Source organism: Vreelandella boliviensis LC1, assembly GCF_000236035.1.
GTDB lineage: Bacteria > Pseudomonadota > Gammaproteobacteria > Pseudomonadales > Halomonadaceae > Vreelandella > Vreelandella boliviensis.
Map to the genome: position 1 here is coordinate 156,000 of NZ_JH393258.1, position 20,151 is coordinate 176,150.

Genomic DNA, 20,151 nt, shown 5'->3' on the forward strand with positions numbered 1-20,151 from the left:
CAGAACTTAATCGATTAAGTTACTTATTGCCAACGCCTGGATGCTAATTAACGACTAATGTCTAAGGAACGATTTTATTTAGTGAAAACTGAATAATACCCGTTAGACAAAAGTCGCTATTGAATTTTTCCAGCCCAAGCGGCTAACTAAGCGGCACAATCTTAATCGATTAAGAAGACGTTTAAAGTATCGATTGGTTAGCTATTAAACGCTGATTTTGCTGCAGCATCATCCACAACAATAAACATCGAGGTACGCCGTTATGAAAAAGACTTTAATCACTACTGCCATTGCCGTGGCCAGCACGCTGAGCGCGACAAGCCAGGCCCAGGCTGAAGAGCTCACCATTTCTTGCGGCGCGGTAGGCGCGGAGCTAACGCTTTGCCAGCAGGGCGTCGCCGCCTGGGAGGAGAAAACCGGCCATAGCGTCGATGTGGTGTCAACGCCCAACTCCTCCACCGAACGTCTTTCACTTTACCAGCAGATACTTTCGGCTAACGCCAGCGATATCGATGTGATGCAGATCGACGTGGTGTGGCCTGGTCTGCTCGCCAACCACCTGCTAGATCTACGTGAGGTGCTTGGCGATGACGCCGCTGCCGGGCACTTTGACACCATCGTCACCAACAACACCATTGATGGTCGCTTAGTTGCCATGCCGTGGTTCACCGACGCGGGCGTGCTCTACTACCGCGAAGATCTGTTAGAAAAATATGGCCATGAGGCGCCGACCACCTGGCAAGAACTCACCGAGATTGCCCGCGAAATTAAAGACGCCGAACGCGCCGAGGGCAACGACCGTATGCAGGGGTATGTGTTTCAGGGCCGTGCTTATGAGGGTTTGACCGTTAACGCCCTTGAGTGGGTAGCCAGCTTTGGTGGCGGAACCGTCGTGGAAACTGACGGCGAGATTAGTATTAACAACGAACATGCTGCTGAAGCCCTTGACCTGGCCGCCTCTTGGATTGGCGATATCTCACCCAACGGTGTGCTCAATTACACCGAAGAGGAAGCCCGCGGCGTCTTCCAGGGTGGTAATGCGGTGTTTATGCGTAACTGGCCCTACGCCTGGGCACTGGCACAGAGTGACGACAGTGACGTACGTGGCAATGTCGGCGTTACCCAACTGCCCGCGGGTGGAGAAAACGGCCAAAGTGCTGCTGGCCTGGGTGGCTGGAACTTGGCCGTATCACGTTACAGCGAACACCCCGAGCTGGCCGCGGATCTGGTCGCCTTCTTGACCGGTGAAGAGGAGCAGAAGCGCCGCGCCATTCAGTCCTCTTACAACCCCACTATCGACGCCCTCTACCAGGATGATGAAGTGCTTGAGGCGGTACCCTTCTTTGGCACCCTGTACGACACCTTTGTGAACGCTGTTGCCCGCCCCTCCGCCCCCACCGGCGATGCCTACGGCCGGGTAAGCAACGCCTTTTTCAGTAACGCCCATCAAGTATTGTCAGGCAGCAAAGATGGCACCCAAGCGGTCGCCGATCTTGAAGACGAATTGGCTCGCCTGAAGCGTCGCAACTGGTAACCCGGGAGCCTTCCATGCAAACCTCCATCAAGCACGATGACGCGCCCGGCGAGGCGCGTTCACTCACCACCAAGCCGCGCCGGGGTACCAAGGTACGCCGCCAGCGGGTAAAAGCCGCCTGGCTTTTTTTAGCCCCAATGCTGATTGCGTTAACCCTGGTGGCTGGTTGGCCGCTGGTGCGCACCTTTTTTCTCAGCTTTACCGATGCGTCGCTATCGGATATGGGTGCCGCCAACCTGATTGGCTTTGAGAATTACCTCGTCTATGACGATGGCCGCTGGTATGGAGTACTGGCCGACTCGGTGTGGTGGCAGTCAGTATGGAATACCGTCTACTTCTCGGTGGTGTCGGTATCGCTGGAAGTGGTTTTCGGGGTCATTGTCGCGCTAATTTTGAACGCCGAATTTAAGGGCCGCGTCATCGTGCGCGCTGCGGTGCTGATTCCGTGGGCAATTCCCACCATTGTCTCTGCGCAAATGTGGGCGTGGATGCTCAACGACCAGTTCGGCATTATCAACCACCTACTGATGAACGTGGGCATTATCGATGCCCCCATCGCTTGGACGGCCAACGCCACCTACTCCATGTGGGCGGTGATTATGGTCGATGTGTGGAAAACCATCCCCTTTGTGGCATTGCTGGTGCTTGCTGCCTTGCAAATGCTGCCCAAGGATTGCTACGAGGCCGCCGAAGTAGACGGCATCCATCCGATACGGGTGTTCTTCAGGGTCACCCTGCCGTTGATTACCCCGGCGCTTATGGTGGCGGTGATCTTCCGCCTGCTGGATGCGCTACGCGTCTTCGACGTTATTTACGTCCTGACCTCTAATTCCACCAGCACTATGTCGATGTCGGTCTATGCCCGCCAGCAGTTGGTCGAATTCCAGGATGTCGGTTACGGCAGCGCTGCCTCCACCCTGCTGTTCTTAATTATTGCTCTGGCCACCGTGGCTTATCTCTACGTTGGGCGTAAACAAATCCAATTGGGAGGTGACTGATGACAACTCGTCAACTGGGTAAAATTGCCAAGCGTATCGGTTTTTGGGCGTTAATTATCCTGATCATGCTATACGCCGTGTTCCCCTTCTACTACGCGGTAGTCACCTCGTTAAAGCCCTCTAGCGATCTGTTTCGGGTTGAGCTGTGGCCGTCTTCGTGGAACCTCGATAACTACGTCCATATCTTTAGCCAAACCAGCTTTCTACGCGCTATTTTTAACTCAATCGTAGTGGCATTTAGCGTGGTTTTTATCGCCCTGCTGTTTGGTCTTACCGCCTCTTACGCCCTTGGCCGAGTCCGCTTTCGCGGGCGCTCTACGGTACTGCTAGTGATCCTGGGTGTATCCATGTTTCCCCAGGTGGCGGTGCTCTCCGGGCTGTTTGAAGTAATTCGCTCGTTAAACCTCTATAACAATCCCGCAGGGCTAATTTTAAGCTACACCATTTTCACCCTGCCCTTCACGGTATGGGTGCTGACCACCTTTATGAAGCAACTTCCCATGGAGCTGGAAGAGGCCGCCATTATGGATGGTGCCACTCCTTGGGTGACGCTCACCAAGGTATTTCTGCCGCTTATGTGGCCCGCCATGGCGACCACCGGTCTGCTGGCATTTATCGCCGCTTGGAATGAGTTTCTGTTTGCTCTCACCTTCACTCTCACGGACACCCAGCGCACGGTGCCCGTCGCCATTGCGTTGCTGTCAGGCGGCAGCGCCTACGAACTGCCCTGGGGGCCGATTATGGCCGCGTCTGTGGTGGTCACGGTGCCGCTGGTCGTATTAGTGATTATCTTCCAGCGCCGCATTGTGTCAGGCCTTACCGCAGGTGCCGTTAAAGGCTAAGGATTTTTTATGTCAACGATGGATTTCAAGATGCAAGACAACACTCTTTGGTGGCGCGGCGGCGTTATCTACCAGATCTACCCGCGCAGCTTTATGGATAGCCGCGGCGACGGTATTGGCGACCTTAACGGCATTACCGAAAAACTCGATTACGTGGCGTCTCTGAACGTGGACGGTATCTGGCTATCGCCGTTTTTCACCTCGCCCATGCTCGATTTTGGCTACGACATTAGCGACTACTGCGATGTCGATCCGATGTTCGGCACCCTGGAGGACTTTAAAGCACTGCTGAAAAAGGCCCACTCGCTGGGGCTTAAGGTGATGATCGATCAGGTGATTAGCCATACATCGGATCAACACGCCTGGTTTCAGGAAAGCCGCCAGGATCGCAGCAACCCCAAGGCCGACTGGTTTGTATGGGCCGACCCCAAGCCGGACGGCACGCCACCCAACAACTGGCTGTCGATTTTTGGCGGCCCGGCATGGACGTTTGATTCACGCCGCCAGCAGTACTATATGCATAACTTTCTCACCAGCCAGCCGGACGTCAACTTCCATAACCCGGAAGCGCGACAGGCGCAGTTGGATAATATGCGCTTCTGGCTGGAGTTGGGCGTGGATGGTTTCCGCTTGGATACCGTCAACTTCTACTTCCACGACGCCGAGCTGCGCGACAACCCGCCGGTTCCCAAAGGTGAAGCCAAAACCCTGGGCGCGCCCGATAGCAACCCCTATACCTGGCAGCGCCATGTCTACGACCTTAGCCGCCCGGAGAATCTCGACTTCCTGAAAGACCTGCGCGCACTAATGGACGAGTACCCCGGCACCACCACAGTGGGTGAAATCGGCGATGATAACCCGCTTGAGCGTATGGCCGAGTACACCGCCGGTGGCGACAAGCTGCATATGGCGTACACCTTCGACCTGCTCAACAAGCCCCACTCGGCGCGCTATATTCATGAAGTGCTGGAACGCTTTCAGCGCCTGGCGGGCGATGCCTGGCCCTGCTGGGCAACCTCTAACCACGATGTGGTTCGCAGTGCTACTCGCTGGGGTGCAGATGAAAATCCTAGCGCCTACCCGAAAGTGGCGCTGGCCATGCTCTGCTCGCTACGCGGTAGCGTCTGCCTCTACCAAGGTGAAGAGCTGGGCCTGCCGGAAGCCGACGTCCCCTTTGAACGCATCCAAGACCCGTACGGCAAAGTGCTGTGGCCGGAATTCAAAGGCCGCGACGGTTGCCGCACGCCAATGCCCTGGAACGACAGCGAACACGGCGGCTTCTCCAAAGTTGAGCCCTGGCTCCCCATGGAGGCCAGCCACCGCGACCTGGCGGTAAGCCGCCAGCAGGATGATGCTAATTCCACCCTGAACGCGCTACGCGGCATGCTGGCCTTCCGTCGCCAGCACCCCGCGCTGTTCGACGGTGACTTAACGCTGGTCGATGTGGGCGAAACGCTGCTCGGCTTTAGCCGTCAAAAAGATGCTGAAAAGCTGCTGTGCGTTTTCAACCTTACCGCCGAGGCGCAGACGGTTAGCCTGCCGCTAGCGATAGACAGCGACTTGCAGGGCCACGGCTTTACCCCCCAGCGCGACGGTGACAGCCTAACGCTGCCGGGATACCAAGCAGCCTTTATGCGCGTCGCCGATAATACTTAACCATACAAAACAACAGGCCGGCCCAACGCGAGTAAAGCAGTGAGGTCGGCAAGGAGTCACCCATGGCCAGTGTAACGCTTAGCAAGATCAACAAAGTGTTTGGCAGCGATCACATTATTAACGATGTGGATTTACATATAGGCGACGGCGAATTTGTGGTGTTCGTTGGCCCTTCCGGCTGCGGCAAGTCGACCCTTTTGCGCCTGATCGCTGGTTTGGAATCGATTAGCGATGGCGACCTGCGCATGGACGACACCGTGGTCAATGACTTGCCACCGCGGGAACGCGGGGTGGGCATGGTGTTTCAATCCTATGCGCTTTACCCGCACATGACCGTTTACGACAACATGGCGTTTGGCCTGAAACTGGCTAAAACCGCTAAAGAGACGGTGCACGAGCGGGTCATGAGCACAGCCAAGATTTTGCAGCTTGAAGAACTTCTGCACCGTAAGCCCAAAGCGCTTTCCGGCGGCCAGCGCCAGCGGGTGGCCATGGGCCGAGCCATGGCGCGTGAACCGCGCATACTGCTGTTTGATGAGCCGCTCTCCAACCTGGACGCCTCGCTGCGGGTGCAAATGCGCAACGAGATCGCCCGGCTGCATCACCGTCTCGGTTCCACTATGATTTACGTGACCCACGACCAGGTGGAAGCCATGACCCTGGCCGACAAAATCGTGGTGCTTAACGGCGGCTACGTCGAGCAGGTCGGTAGCCCCCACGAGCTTTATCAGCGCCCAGCGACGAAATTTGTTGCCGGGTTTATGGGCTCACCGACCATGAACTTTATGCCCGCAGAGTTGCTCGCTGGCGATGCCAACGGTTGCCGCGTGCGGGCCACAGGCATCGGTGAACTCGCCCTACCCCAGGATGCCCAACAACGGCAAAGCGGTGAAGCGCTGACGCTTGGCATTCGCCCCGAGCATCTATGCTTAGCGGCGCCCACTGATGGCAACTGCTTTGATATCGTCAACGTCGAGTACTTAGGCAATGAGGTTTACGTCTACCTTGAGCCCAAACAGGGCGATACGCTACTGATCCATCGCAGCGAAGCGCCCAGCCAATGGAAGGAAGGTCAGCAGGTGTCATTGGCAGCGGAGTGGGAAAAAGTCCACTTGTTTGATGACAGCGGTACGGCGCTGAAATTAGCGGAACAGCAGGCAGCCGCTTAATTCACGAGACAACCAAGATACCCGCATTAACGACCCGCTGTGTGTGCCTAACCTCCCCTTCGCTTATCATGGGGAGTGGCAGCACCCAGCGGGTCGATTTTATCTAACGCGCCTTTTAAATAGCGAAGTCTTCAATTATTAAAAAATAGCCTGCTAAGGACACATTGTGACTGATCAGCGCCGAATGACACTCAAGGATCTTGCCCAGGAACTCAACGTCTCCACGGCGACGATTTCCAATGCTTTTAATCGTCCGGATCAACTCTCCCCCGCCCTGCGCGAACGAATACTCAAGCAGGCCAAACAGCTGGGGTACAGCGGCCCTGACGCCAAAGCACGCAGCCTGCGCACTGGCCGCTCGCGGATTATTGCGGTGATTCTTGCCGAAAGCCTTACCTACAGTTTGAACGATGCCGTGGCCAGCGAGTTTCTTTCTGGGGTCGCCGAAGTCCTCGATGCCCATGGGCACACACTGCTACTACTGCCGGGGCGTGGCCACGCCTCCCAACCGCCGGGCTCGGCCAATATCGCCGATGGCTTTATCGTCTATGGGCTAATGCCCAACAATAAACTGCTCGATGAACTGCCTGCCCAGCGTAATTTGGTGTCCGTTGATTTTGATATAGAAGGCTGCCCAACGGTACATATCGACGATACCGCCGCCAGCTATAAAATCGCCCAGCATGCGCTGAGCCATCTGCCCAAACGCCCGGCGATTATCAACCTGCGCTTGACCAAAGAGGCCTGCAACGGCCGCGTGACGCCTGAACACACCCTGCTACCCCCTACCAGTACGATCAGCCGCGCACGACTGGAGGGATTTCACGCCGCGCTTCAAGAGCGCGCGATGGATACGGAGCAGGTGCCGCTATGGAATATCGAGGAGAATACCTTTGAGGTGTGTTCGCCGGTAATTGCCGAGATTCTCGACCAGCCCATCGAACAGCGGCCAGACCTGCTGCTGTGCATGTCTGACCGCATTGCGCTGACGGCGCTAACCCTCGCCGAACAGCGCGGTATTCGAGTACCGGAAGAGCTACGCATTACGGGCTTTGATGGTATTGCCGAAGGGCAGTACCGCGCACCGCGTTTAACCACGGTACGCCAGGATAGCGGGGATAAGGGGCGGATCGCAGCACAGATGATTCTAGGTCGCGTGCCCCTCGCCCAACAGCTGCTGCAAACGGAGCTGCTGCTGGGCGATACCTGCCCTTAGGAAGGCGTTATTTAGCCGTCGCCTGCATCGCCAGCGCGGTATCCAGCATACGGTTGGAGAAGCCCCACTCGTTGTCGTACCAGGCCATGATTTTGACCAGACGGCCATTCACGCGGGTGTGGTTGGCATCAAAGGTCGACGAATTGGCATCGTGATTGAAGTCGATAGAGACCAATGGTTCGGCATTCACTGCCAATACCGGCGAGTTGGCGGCAGCCTTCTCGACAATGGCATTGATCTCTTCTTTAGTGGTATCGCGTCCGGCAGTAAACGTGAGATCCACCAGCGAGACGTTGATCACCGGCACACGAACCGCCAAACCATCGAACTTGCCCGCCAGCTCCGGCAATACGATACCTACCGCCGCGGCAGCGCCGGTTTTAGTCGGGATCATCGAGTGGGTGGCACTGCGCGCCCGGTAGGGGTCAGTGTGGTAAACATCCGACAGGTTTTGATCATTGGTGTAAGCGTGCACGGTGGTCATCAACCCGTTTTCGATACCCACAACATCGTTTATGGCTTTCGCTACTGGCGCCAAGCAGTTGGTGGTGCAAGACGCGTTAGAGACAACGGTATCTTCAGCGGTCAGCACACCTTCATTGACACCATAAACGATCATCGCATCGGCATCCGGGCTGGGAGCAGAAATCAGCACGCGCTTGGCACCCGCTTCAATATGCTTGGCCGCCGCCGCACGCTTGGTGAACAACCCAGTGCACTCCATTACCAGATCAATATTCATTGCTGACCACGGCAGTTGCGCTGGATCCCGCTCTGAAGAGATGGCAATACGATCGCCATCCACCGTGATACTCTCGGCATCATGTTCTACTTTAAAAGGAAAGTGGCCATGCACGGTGTCGTGACGCAGCAGGTGGGAATTTAGCGAGGGATCGCCTAGATCGTTAATGGCAACCACCTGAACGCGGTCACGGTAGCTGTTTTCGTAGAGGGCGCGCAGCACATTGCGGCCAATACGGCCAAATCCGTTAATCGCAACTCTTATTGTCATGATAGCTCCTCAATTGACCAGTAATAATGAGAGGTACTTTTAGTAAAAAAATTACTAAAAATACGTATTTAAGCGTCATGAGGCCGATAAATAGCGTTTTAACCGCCCCAAAAGGCTAGTAGAAATCCAATATGTAGTAAAATTACTATATAAACGCTATCGTAGTCCAATACTAAATTGCCAACAATACCCTTGTATAAGGAGAGCGCTCTCGTGACCAATGCTACCTCGAACACAGCAGCTCAGGCGTCTACTGCCCCTCTTTCGAACACCCCGACCAACTTACACACCCCACTACGGCGCACCAAGATCGTTGCCACCCTCGGCCCCGCCAGCGATCGCCCCGGCGTGCTGGAAGCGATGCTCAAAGCCGGTGTGGATGTGGTGCGGCTTAACTTCTCCCACGGTTCGGCGGACGATCACCGCCGTCGCTTAAGTGAAGTACGCGTGATCGCCGAACGGCTTGGCCGCAGCGTTGCTGCGCTGGGCGACCTGCAGGGACCGAAAATTCGTATTGCGCGTTTTGTTGAAGGCGCCGTCAAACTTGATGTCGGCCAGCCATTTGTCTTAGACATGGCGCTGGACGCCAACAGCGGCACTGCAGAACGCGTCGGCTGCGACTACACAACCCTGCCCAATGATGTCGTTGAGGGTGATCGTCTACTGCTTGACGATGGCCGTTTGGTACTCGATGTAACACGAGTAGTTGGACAAGAAGTGCATACCCGCGTTCACGTGGGAGGCAAGCTCTCCAACAATAAAGGCATTAACAAACAGGGAGGCGGCCTATCTGCGCCCGCCCTCACTGAGAAAGACAAGGCCGATCTGAAAACAGCTATCGAGATTGGCGTTGACTATTTGGCGGTCTCCTTCCCGCGCAACGCCGCGGATATGCAGGAAGCCCGCGAACTACTTGGCGAAGCCGGTAAAGAGATTGGCCTAGTGGCTAAACTTGAACGCGCCGAAGCGGTTGCCGATGACGCCACCCTTGATGGCATCATTGAAGCCTCAGAGGCCGTCATGGTGGCCAGGGGCGACCTGGGCGTTGAGATTGGCGACGCCGCGTTAATTGGCACCCAGAAGCGCATCATCAAGCATGCGAGGACGCTGAACCGTGCGGTGATTACCGCGACTCAGATGATGGAGTCGATGATTGAGTCGCCGCTGCCCACCCGCGCCGAAGTCTTCGACGTGGCCAACGCAGTTCTTGACGCCACCGACGCGGTGATGCTCTCTGCAGAAACCGCCGCGGGTGATTACCCGGTGGAAACCATTGAGGCGATGGATCGTGTCTGCCTGGGCGCCGAGCGTGAACGCCTTGCCCAGGAGTCAGGCCACCGTATCCATGAAGGCTTTGAGCGTATCGACGAAACCATTGCGCTGTCGGCAATGTATGCGGCGAACCACTTATCCGGCGTTAGCGCCATCGCCTGTATGACAGCAACCGGCTATACGCCTTTAATTGCGTCGCGGATTCGCTCCGGCCTGCCGATTGTAGGCTTAGCCCATAACCCTATCGCCCAGCGGCGCATGGCGCTCTATCGAGGCGTTGTCTCAATACCTTTCGACACCACCGACATGGACCCCACCAACCTCAATCAAGAGGCCTTGAAACGCTTGCAGGCGCAGGGATTTATACACCCTGGCGAGCATGTCATTCTCACTCGCGGCGACCATATGAATGCCCATGGGGGGACCAATACGATGAAAATCCTTGCCCTGGATAGCGAGTAACGGATTAATCTCGGTAGCGATGTTTAAAAGAAATCGACGGTTAAAACAAAAAAGCCCTACGGCCACACGATCGTAAGGCAAGAGAACCATGAGGGAAGTGACGAAATGAGTGACGCACAACCGCCTCGCCAGGCCATCCGCACCCTGCAAGCGCGCAAGCGCATTGCACTGATTGCCCACGATGGCAAGAAGAGTGAAATGCTTGAGTGGGCAACCCGCTGGCAGGATACGCTGAGCCAGCACGAGTTGATTGGCACGGGCACAACCTCTAAGCGGCTTAAAACCGCTTTAGGATTAGAAGTCGAGGGTCTAATGAGCGGCCCCTTGGGTGGAGACCAGCAGATTGGCGCACGGATTGCCGAGCAGCGGCTTGATGTGTTGATCTTCTTTTGGGATCCCTTCTCGCCCCAGCCCCACGACCCGGATGTCAAAGCGCTGCTGCGTTTAGCGGCGCTATGGAATGTACCGGTCGCCTGCAATGCGGCGAGTGCCGACTTTCTGCTCTCCTCGCCCTACTTGAGCGAGCGCTACGACATGTCGATACCGGATGCAGCAGCTTGGGCTCAAGCCAGAGCGGTCTAGGGCATGACCACCTGGGTTTAAATACCGGGCTTGGTGTTTACCGGGTGTGGAGGTGGCGCGCCACTACTTGCTGCCCGCACTCATAGCGACCGCTCATGGCAGTGAGTGCGCAGTTTAACGTTAACTCGGCGATACGGTCGTAATCCTGTAGCGCCGAGTTCACTGGCTGCGGCAGGGAAACCAGCAGCCGGGGGGCGCCGAAGGTAGCCAAACGCATATTGTTCGGTAAACCGCCACGCTCCAAGAACACATCGAACACCCCCTCCATCAGTGTGTAAGAGCCAGTCACCAGTGCGTCGGCACCGTGCTGTTTATCCAGCAGTTGCGCTGCCAAACGTGCCCCTTCGCTGCGCTCATAGTGCGACCCGGTTAAATAGATAGGTTCAATCGAAGTACCTGTGAGAGCCGCCTGAAAACCCGCCCGGCGTTCGCAGCTCACCGACAGATCCGGCATCGCTTCCAACCAGGCAACGCGCTTGGTTGTCTCACCGATTACCGAGCGGGTCAACGTCTTCGCCGCCTCCTGATCGTTACTCACGACACTGGCAAAGCGCGCCGGATTGAGGCCGCGATCCATTCCCACCACGCACCAGCCCTCGTCTACCAAGCCGGCATAAAAAGTGTCATCGCTGGGCAGGCAACTGGCAGTGATCAATACCTCACAGCGCTGGGCACGCAGCGCCAACGCTAATGTTCGCTCACTCTCTGCGCAGTCATCGGAGCTTACGATCAATAACTGATAACCCTGCTCCCTGGCACCACGCTCCAGGCGTTTGGCTAGGCGGGCATAACTGATGTTCTCCAGGTCCGGCACGATAAGCCCCAGCAAGCGGCTTGCGCCCCGGCGTAGCGCTGCCGCCTGGGGGTCAATGTGATAGCGGTGTAGGCGCACCACTCCCATCACCTTATCAATTGTCGCCGCGCTAATGCGCCGCTGCTCGGCCTGGCCATTAATCACGTAACTAGCGGTCGTGCGCGAGACCCCAGCTAGCCGGGCAATATCGGCAAGTGTCATGCGGTTTCCCCTCGGTGTGATCGGGCAGTTTATCAGCAAGTTAACGTCTACCAGACCAAAGTCTAAAAGCACAAACCTTGTGTCATTCAGTGAATCGATTCAGCATAGCCAACTATACACAGATGAAACGAAACGCTCACTTCGATGCGCTACGACTATGGTTCTACACGGAGACACCTATGTTGACACTCGGCCCCAATGACATCTTGCTAGGCCGCAACGCTGACAGCTGGCAAACCGCGCTGGACAGTGCCGCTGAAGCGCTGGTTGACGCCGGATTGGTTGAGGCCGAGTACCGCGACGGCCTACACGCCCGCGAGGCGCAATCATCAACCTTTCTAGGCAACGCCATTGCGATACCCCACGGTACGCCGGAAAGCCGCCAGTATGTAAAGCAAACGGGCGTCCGCGTACTGCAGTTTCCCAATGGGGTCGAGTGGCACGATGGCCAGAAGGTCCACGTACTGGTAACCATTGCCGCCCAAAACGATGAACACCTGGATATCCTGCGCCAGCTAACCCACGTACTGGATCGCGAAGGCGTTTCAGAGCAGTTGGCCAATGCCACCTCCGCGGCAGATGTCGCCCGTCTGCTTTCAAAACCAGCATTAGAGCCGCGCCTGGACGCCGACACCCTGTGCGTCAACTTTCCCGCCCGCGACCCACAAGAACTCGCCTTGGCGGCGGCTGCCCGTTTACGCCAAAGTGGCTGTGTCGATAACGCCTTTATTACCGCCGTCGCCGCAGCGCAGCCGACCTGGTTAGGCCAAGGCATTTGGCTGGCCAGTAGCGCCCAGGGGGTTAACCAGCCCGCGCTGGGGGTCGCCACGCCTGCTGAGCAAAGCCTTGAAAGCGCGGGCCATCCGGTGCATGCGTTGTTCTGCCTGGCCGCCCACGGAGATGCCCACCGCCCGCTGCTAGAACAGCTAATGGCGGTGTTAGACAACGGCGAAAGCCAACGCTTGGTGGGAAAAACCAGCGCGCAGCTGCTGGCCACCCTAGCAGGCGAGACCGCCAACACCCAGACCCGCCGGGTGCGGGTGCTTAACCCCCACGGCCTCCACGCCCGTCCCGCCAAACAGCTTGTACAGGTAGCGCGCGCCCAGGCCATGCCGATTCAGGCACGTTTAGAAGAAGGCAGCGCCACCCCGGTTTCCGCCGCCAGCCTGACCAAAGTGATTGGCCTAGGCGCACGCCGTGGCCAATGGCTGGTGCTTTCAGCCGAGGGTGAGCAGGCAAGCGCAGCACTTGAGGCCGTTGCCGAGGCTGTTGAATCGGGTCTGGGAGAAAAAGTCACACCCTTTGACGGTGGCTTTGATAGTGCGCCGGAAGCGAGCAACGCTCAACCTGCCGTCGAGCCCCTCGCTGCCGATAAGCCCCATGCGGGTGTGGCTGCTTCGCCGGGTTTGGCCATTGCGCCAGTGTTTGTTATTCGCCCGATGCAGTTCGACTACCCCGAGCACGCCAGCGACGCTGAAAACGAAATCAGTCGTTTAAATAGCGCGCTGAAAGAGGGCGCCGCCCAGCTGCACAAGCTCGTGCATAACGCCCCCGGCGGCGAAGTCGCCGACATTCTCTCCATGCACGAAGAGATGCTCGACGACCCCGAACTCCATCACGCGGCCGTAGATGCCATTCGTGAAGGACGCTCGGCGGAAGCGGGCTGGTGGGAAGCGATTGAAACCGCGGCCCACGCCCAGGAGATGCTCGCCGACCGTCTGCTGGCCGAACGCGCCGCCGATTTACGCGACGTAGGTCGTCGGGTGCTAGGCGTGCTTTGCGACGTAACACTTCCGGAACCGCCGGATCACCCCTACATCCTGGTCATGGACGATATCGGCCCTTCCGATGTGGCCCGTCTGGATACTTCCCGGGTGCGCGGACTGCTCACCGTTCGCGGCGGCGCCACGGCGCACAGTGCTATTCTGGCTCGCGCACTGGGTATCCCTGCGGTCGTCGGCGCCGGGCAAGCGGTGATGGCGCTTAACAACGCCAGTATGATGATTTTGGATGGCGAACGTGGCCGGGTGACTTCCCAGCCTTCCGAAGAGCGCCTGCAGCGCGCCGAGCAGCAGCTGCTCGACCTCCAACAGCGCGAAGCCGATGCCTGGGAAACCCGCTTTGAGGTCGCCCAAACCCGCGACGGGCACCGTGTCGAAGTCGCTGCTAATCTGGGCAACACCGCCCACGCCGCCGATGCGGTGGAGCGCGGCGCCGAGGCCGTTGGCCTGCTGCGTACCGAATTCCTATTTATGGCCCACGCCAGCGCCCCGGATTTAGCCACTCAGGTTAGCGAATACCGCCAGGCGATTGACGCCCTCGATGGCCGCCCGCTGGTCGCCCGCACGCTTGATGTCGGCGGCGACAAACCGCTGCCCTACTGGCCGGTGCCTCAGGAAGACAACCCCTTCCTGGGCCTGCGCGGTATTCGTCTGGCGCTGACCCAGCCCGAAGTGCTCGAAACCCAGCTGCGCGCGCTGTTGATGGCCGGCAAAGACAGCCCTCTGCGTATTATGCTGCCGATGGTCAAAGACATTGCCGAGTTCCGCGCAGTCAAAGTCATCTATGACCGCCTACTCCAGGAGATTCCGACTTCCCAGCGCGCCACCGATGTGCAGCTGGGGGTGATGATTGAAATACCCTCCAGCGCACTGCTAGCGCCCAGCCTTGCCGCTGAAGTGGATTTCTTCTCGGTAGGTACCAACGACTTAACCCAGTACACCCTAGCCATCGACCGCGGCCACCCGGAGCTTTCCGCCCAGGCCGATGGTTTGCACCCCGCAGTGCTGCGTTTGATTCAAATGACCGTGGCGGCTGCCCACAGCCAAGGTAAATGGGTCGGCGTGTGCGGCGAGTTGGCCTCAGACGCCGTGGCCATTCCGGTGCTGGTGGGCCTTGGCGTGGACGAACTTTCCGTCAGCGCGCGGCAGATCCCGCTGGTTAAAGCGCGCCTGCGCGAATTTGATTTTGCAGATGCCCAGGCCAGCGCTCAGTTGGCGCTTTCCCAGGCGACCAGCGATGAAGTGCGCGATGCGCTGGAGGCGCGCTAATGGCCCGTGTGCTGTGTATTACCCTGAATCCCGCGCTGGATTTGGCGTTTAATCTCGACACTCTAGTGCTAGGCAGTGTCAACCGCCCCACCAGCGCGCAATTAGACGCCGCAGGCAAAGGCGTCAACGTTGCCCGCGTACTGGCTGGGCTGGGTCACGACGTTACCGTCAGCGGTTTTTTAGGTGCCGATAATGATGCGCCCTTCCAATTGGCCTTTGCCAAATACGCCTTAACCGATGCCTTTGTTCGGGTGCCGGGCGAAACCCGCATTAATGCCAAAATTGCTGAACAGAGCGGCCGCGTTACCGACATTAACGGCCCCGGCATGCCGATCGACGCAGAGCATTTGCAGGCGCTGACTCATAAGTTGGATGCCGAGCTGACCAGTGCAACCCCCCCACAAGCCATCGTTTTAGCGGGTAGCCTACCTCCTGGGCTCTCTCTGGACGATTTCAGCCAACTGCTAAGCCACTTAAACACCAGCGTCGTGCCGCTATGGGTGGATACCAGCGGCCCAGCGCTCAATACCGCGATAGCGACGCACCCTGCAGGCGTTAAGCCCAATGAAAATGAACTGGCCGAATGGGCGGGCGAAGATATGACGTCTTCCGATACGCGCTTAAATGCTGCCAAGCGCTTGCATCAAAGCGGCATCGCCAATGCACTAATTTCTGCGGGCGCGGAGGGAGTGCTGTGGGTGAGCGCCCAAGGTGCCTGGCACGCCACACCGCCCAAGGTCACCGCCACCAATACCGTTTGCGCCGGGGATACCTTTGTCGCTGGCATGCTGCATGGCCTGCTTAGCGGCCACGCCCCCGAGCACACCCTTCGCTTCGCCACGGCGTTGTCTGCCGAGGCCGTTCGCCACGTCGGCGTGGGCGATCCCCATGCAGCCGATTTCGATTCACTCCAACAACACACCCGGATACGGCGTCTTGATGACACCATCACCGAGGGAGCCACGCTATGAATATTATTCTGATTACCGCCTGCCCCAGCGGCATGGCGACCACCTTCCTCGCGGCTAAGCGCCTGGAACAAGCCGCCCAGCGCCAAGGCTGGACGGTGCATGTGGAGATGCACGGCGAAGTCGCCCCGCTCCAGGCCGCAACCGCCGAGCAGATTGCCAACGCCGACTTAATCGTAGTCGCCGCCGATCATGTGCCAGCCCCAGAGCGCTTTGAAGGCAAGCGCCTATTCCAAGCGCCGATTGCCAGCGCCCTCCCTGACCCCAGTGGCTTTCTCGCCCAGGCCAAGCGTGAAGCGCCTATTTATAGCGCCCCAGCTGCTACGGCAACAGCCGCAACGCCAAGTGAAACGGGTGGCAAGAAAATCGTTGCCGTTACCGCCTGCCCCACCGGCGTAGCCCACACCTTTATGGCCGCCGAAGCGCTCGCGGAGGCAGGCAAAGCCATGGGCCACGCCATTCGTGTGGAAACCCAAGGCTCGGTAGGCGCCCAAAATCAGCTGACGGAAGAAGAGATCGCCAATGCCGATGTGGTCGTACTGGCTTGCGATATCGACGTTGATCCGGCCCGGTTCGCAGGCAAACGCATCTACCGCACCTCGACCGGCAACGCGCTGAAAAAGCCGCGCCCCACCCTTGAAGCCGCGCTCAGCGAGGCGGCTATAGAAAGCGGCAACAGCAGCGCGGGCAGCGCCAATAAGAGCGTCAAGGAGAAAGGCGTTTATAAGCACCTGCTCACCGGCGTGTCCTTTATGCTGCCGATGGTGGTGGCAGGCGGTCTGCTGATTGCGCTCTCCTTTGTGTTTGGCATTGAAGCCTTTGAGCAGGAAGGCACCCTGGCCGCTGCACTGATGCAGATCGGTGGTGGCACCGCCTTTGCGCTGATGATTCCGGTGCTGGCAGGCTATATTGCCTACTCCATTGCCGACCGGCCCGGCATCGCGCCGGGTATGATTGGCGGCATGCTGGCGGCCAATATCGGCTCCGGCTTTATCGGCGGCATTTTGGCAGGTTTCCTGGCGGGCTATGTGGCGCTAGCGGTGACGCGTTACGTCAAGCTGCCTTCCAGCGTTGAATCCCTGAAGCCGATTCTTATCATTCCGCTGGTGGCCAGCTTGGTCACCGGCCTGACCATGATCTACGTGATTGGCGAACCGGTCGCGGCACTACTTAATGCTCTGACCAGCTTCTTGGAATCGATGGGCTCTACCAATGCGGTGCTGCTGGGCATTCTGCTAGGCGCGATGATGTGCTTTGACCTGGGTGGCCCGGTTAACAAAGCCGCTTACACCTTTGGCGTGGGCCTGCTCGCCTCTGAAACCTACGGCCCCATGGCGGCGATTATGGCCGCGGGTATGGTGCCTGCCATAGGTATGGGCATTGCCAGCTTTGTAGCACGCAACAAGTTCTCTGCACCGGAGCGCGAAGCAGGCAAAGCCTCCTTTGTGCTCGGCATGTGCTTTATCAGTGAAGGCGCGATCCCCTTTGCGGCCAAAGACCCGCTCCGCGTGATCCCTGCCTGCATGGTGGGCGGCGCTCTCACCGGCGCCCTCTCAATGCTGGTCGGCGCGCAGCTAATGGCGCCTCACGGCGGCATCTTTGTGCTACTAATCCCCAACGCCATTACCCCAGCGCTGCTCTACCTCGGCGCCATTGTAGCGGGCTCGTTGGTGACAGGTTTAGGCTATGCGTTTATCAAACGCGGCGCGGCCCAAGTCGCTGTTGCCACTTAAACGGCTTTTAGCCAAAAGTGAGGGCAGGCGAACATGCCTGCCCTTTTAAGCACGTCGCTTTACGCATTTAATCTCTTTCCACACCCTCTATACCCTCTACTCTTTGTCATTTTTTATGTAGTATTTTTACATAACGCCACTTTTCGCATTTGGTTACCACATTCACTTATAACAAATGGATCGCCCTATGTTTCAACTTACCCGCAGCGTTACCTGGCAGGCGCTTGACCGCCTGCGCGACAAAACCGCCAACGACCGCATTGGTGACTACTTCACTAATGACCCGCAGCGCTTTGAGAAAATGAGCTTACGGGTGGGCGGTCTATTTCTTGACTACTCCAAGCACCATGTCTCCGATGAAGTGCTCGACAAGTTAATTGAACTGGCTGACCACTCCGCGCTGGTACAGCGCCGAGCTCAGATGTTCTCCGGCGACATTATTAACGTCACCGAAAACCGCCCGGTTCTACATACAGCACTACGCAATTTAGGCGATGAACCGGTGCATGTAGACGGCAAAGATGTGATGCCGGAGATCAACCGCACCCGCGAACAAATCAAGCAGTTTTCCGAGGCGGTTCGCAGCGGTGAGTGGAAAGGCTATAACGGGCAGCGTATTAAAGACGTGGTCAATATTGGCATTGGCGGCTCGGACCTTGGCCCCAATATGGCGGTGCGCGCATTGCTTAAGTACCGCCACCCGGAGCTGCACTTCCACTTTGTCTCCAACGTGGACGGCACCCATATTCAGAAGGTGCTTTCGCGCCTTGACCCAGCTACCACGCTGTTTATTGTTTCCACCAAGACCTTCTCTACCCAGGAGACTCTGCTCAACGCCAAAACCGCGCGGCGCTGGTTCCTGGAGAACGCAGGCGAAGATGCCGACGTGGGCGCACACTTTATTGCCGCCTCCACTAACCGCAAAGCGGCCATGGAGTTCGGCATTCGCGAAGAGAATGTGTTTGAGTTCTGGGCCTGGGTGGGCGGACGCTACTCCATGTGGTCGTCTATCGGCCTACCGATTGCGCTTTCGATCGGTTTTGAAGGCTTTATCGAGCTACTGGAAGGCGCTCACGAGATGGATCGCCACTTTATCGAAGCGCCCTTCTCGCAAAACATGCCTGTACTGATGGCACTGATTGGCATTTGGTACATCAACTTTGTGGGTGCCGAAACCCAAGCCATCGTGCCTTATGATCAGGCGCTTAACCAGTTGCCCTCTTTCCTGCAACAGCTGGATATGGAGTCTAACGGCAAGTCGGTGGATATTTTTGGCCACCCGGTGAACTACAAAACCGGCCCGATTGTATGGGGTCAAACCGGCTCCAACGGTCAGCACGCCTTCTTCCAGCTACTGCACCAGGGCACCCGCTACGTGCCCATCGACTTTATCGCCTCGCTCAAACCCGAGCCAGGCATGGAAGACCACCACTTCGCCCTGCTGACCAATATGCTTGCCCAGGCCAACGCCTTTATGGAAGGCAGCCAGGGGGATAGCAAAGAGCTCAGCCAACACGACCCCTACAGCTGCCCCGGCAACCGCCCCTCCAGCACGTTACTGCTGGACGAGCTAACACCGAAAAACCTCGGCGCATTGATCGCGCTCTACGAGCACAAGGTGTTTGTCCAAGGCGTCATCTGGAATATCAACTCCTTTGACCAGTGGGGCGTACAGCTGGGTAAGCGCATCGCCGGTGAAATCAGTGAGCGCATCGACACTAACGCCGCTGACTTTGACACCTCCACTCAAGGCCTGCTGGAATTGGTGCGTGCGCACTTCCCCAATGTTGGTAACAGTGAAAAGGAGAGCGCACCAGATAGTGCCGGGAAGAAGCCCGCGAGGAAAAAGCGCTAGGCTAGTTTGGTAAACAGGTAGAAAAACGAACGCCTTGGTTTGAGCAAGCCAAGGCGTTTTTATTTATGCGCACAATTCCACTAACCAATTGGCAAGTCGAGCTTAAAATTTTTAATGACTTTCGGGTCTAGACAGCTGCGTAGAAACGTATTCATCGGCGCCATATCGTTCGATGAGTAAAAATCCATCATCAGGGTGTTGAACTCCTGCTGGCGCTTGGCAGGCACATTAATAATCGGGAGTCCGCAGGCCAGCAAAATGCCGTTCATCATAAAGCGGCCGGTACGCTTATTAACGTCCCAAAAGAATTTTGCCCTAACCATCTGTAGAAAAGCAGTGATGGCTTGGTCGTAACTATCCTCTTCGCTCTCTACCTGCCGCTGAACCTCTTGCCATCTAGTATCAAGCTCATCAGGCGCGGGCGGCTCATAGTCGGAACCTGCGATCGTTACATAACCAGAACGAAACTTACCCCACTCCAAGGCCTCTTCCTTGCCTGCGATGGCATGGATGTCTAGGGCGGTTTGCCTATCAAAACGAAATCCGCCTTTATCTACTAGAGCGAATATATGATCCCAAGCTTTTGCCTGGTGGATCGCCATATTCTGATCGCTGACTTTATGGCCGCCGACGGTTATACCATCCAGGATCGTCTGAACCTCCGGTAGCGTCATGGCGACCCCTTCGAGGTTCACCGCGTCGTAAACCAAAGCAGGCACATCTCGCACCGCCAGTTGCCTAGCCAAGCGGATATTAGGTTTCATATTCCACTGTTTATCCTGTGCTG

15 protein-coding genes are annotated in these 20,151 nt (G+C 57.4%); 12 read left to right on the forward strand and 3 right to left on the reverse strand.

The annotated features are described in order from the left end of the window. Positions 1–262 precede the first annotated feature (262 nt). The 6 genes from KUC_RS09900 (at position 263) to KUC_RS09925 (ending at position 7,415) form a co-directional block, all read left to right on the forward strand. Positions 263–1,534 (forward strand): ABC transporter substrate-binding protein, encoded by a 1,272-nt coding sequence (locus KUC_RS09900; RefSeq protein ID WP_007113052.1) that lies wholly within the window; start codon positions 263–265, stop codon positions 1,532–1,534. A gap of 14 nt (positions 1,535–1,548) precedes the next feature. Next, entirely contained in the window at positions 1,549–2,532 is a 984-nt protein-coding gene (locus tag KUC_RS09905) for a carbohydrate ABC transporter permease (RefSeq protein ID WP_007113053.1), read from the forward strand. Beyond that, positions 2,532–3,374: a carbohydrate ABC transporter permease gene (locus tag KUC_RS09910; protein WP_007113054.1), complete on the forward strand. Its 843-nt coding sequence runs from the start codon at positions 2,532–2,534 to the stop codon at positions 3,372–3,374. The genes KUC_RS09905 and KUC_RS09910 overlap by 1 nt, the downstream gene beginning before the upstream one ends. 30 nt (positions 3,375–3,404) lie before the next feature. After that, on the forward strand, positions 3,405–5,030 hold the full coding sequence (locus KUC_RS09915; RefSeq protein ID WP_040480978.1) for an alpha-glucosidase family protein: 1,626 nt from the start codon (positions 3,405–3,407) through the stop codon (positions 5,028–5,030). 62 nt (positions 5,031–5,092) lie between these two features. Further along, positions 5,093–6,199 (forward strand): ABC transporter ATP-binding protein, encoded by a 1,107-nt coding sequence (locus KUC_RS09920; protein WP_007113056.1) that lies wholly within the window; start codon positions 5,093–5,095, stop codon positions 6,197–6,199. A gap of 166 nt (positions 6,200–6,365) precedes the next feature. Beyond that, positions 6,366–7,415, forward strand: coding sequence for a LacI family DNA-binding transcriptional regulator (locus KUC_RS09925; RefSeq protein WP_007113057.1), 1,050 nt, complete (start codon positions 6,366–6,368; stop codon positions 7,413–7,415). Positions 7,416–7,422: 7 nt separating this feature from the next. Here KUC_RS09925 and gap read toward each other — a convergent pair whose 3' ends face one another. Further along, complete coding sequence (gap, locus tag KUC_RS09930) at positions 7,423–8,427, reverse strand: type I glyceraldehyde-3-phosphate dehydrogenase (protein ID WP_007113058.1); 1,005 nt, start codon at positions 8,425–8,427, stop codon at positions 7,423–7,425. 213 nt (positions 8,428–8,640) lie between these two features. Between gap and pyk the strand changes: the two genes are divergently transcribed. Together pyk and KUC_RS09940 are read left to right on the forward strand one after the other, a co-directional pair. Beyond that, on the forward strand, positions 8,641–10,161 hold the full coding sequence (gene pyk / locus KUC_RS09935; RefSeq protein ID WP_007113059.1) for a pyruvate kinase: 1,521 nt from the start codon (positions 8,641–8,643) through the stop codon (positions 10,159–10,161). 105 nt (positions 10,162–10,266) lie between these two features. Then, the gene (locus KUC_RS09940) at positions 10,267–10,743 is read left to right on the forward strand and encodes a methylglyoxal synthase (RefSeq protein ID WP_007113060.1); all 477 of its coding nucleotides are present in this window, start codon (positions 10,267–10,269) and stop codon (positions 10,741–10,743) included. Between the two features lie 37 nt (positions 10,744–10,780). Here the strand turns inward: KUC_RS09940 and cra are convergent, their stop codons facing one another. Then, a complete protein-coding gene (gene cra / locus KUC_RS09945) occupies positions 10,781–11,758 on the reverse strand; it encodes a catabolite repressor/activator (RefSeq protein WP_007113061.1) in 978 nt (325 codons plus the stop codon). Between the two features lie 179 nt (positions 11,759–11,937). Between cra and ptsP the strand changes: the two genes are divergently transcribed. The 4 genes from ptsP to pgi all read left to right on the forward strand — a co-directional run bounded on the left by ptsP (position 11,938) and on the right by pgi (position 19,364). After that, the gene (ptsP, locus tag KUC_RS09950) at positions 11,938–14,808 is read left to right on the forward strand and encodes a phosphoenolpyruvate--protein phosphotransferase (protein WP_007113062.1); all 2,871 of its coding nucleotides are present in this window, start codon (positions 11,938–11,940) and stop codon (positions 14,806–14,808) included. Next, complete coding sequence (gene pfkB / locus KUC_RS09955; RefSeq protein ID WP_007113063.1) at positions 14,808–15,779, forward strand: 1-phosphofructokinase; 972 nt, start codon at positions 14,808–14,810, stop codon at positions 15,777–15,779. The genes ptsP and pfkB overlap by 1 nt, the downstream gene beginning before the upstream one ends. Further along, complete coding sequence (locus tag KUC_RS09960; protein WP_007113064.1) at positions 15,776–17,509, forward strand: PTS fructose-like transporter subunit IIB; 1,734 nt, start codon at positions 15,776–15,778, stop codon at positions 17,507–17,509. Before pfkB ends, KUC_RS09960 begins: the two co-directional genes overlap by 4 nt. Before the next feature lie 187 nt (positions 17,510–17,696). Continuing rightward, positions 17,697–19,364: a glucose-6-phosphate isomerase gene (gene pgi / locus KUC_RS09965; protein ID WP_007113065.1), complete on the forward strand. Its 1,668-nt coding sequence runs from the start codon at positions 17,697–17,699 to the stop codon at positions 19,362–19,364. 80 nt (positions 19,365–19,444) lie between these two features. Here pgi and KUC_RS09970 read toward each other — a convergent pair whose 3' ends face one another. Further along, positions 19,445–20,128, reverse strand: coding sequence for a Fic family protein (locus KUC_RS09970; protein ID WP_208854491.1), 684 nt, complete (start codon positions 20,126–20,128; stop codon positions 19,445–19,447). Positions 20,129–20,151: the final 23 nt, after the last annotated feature.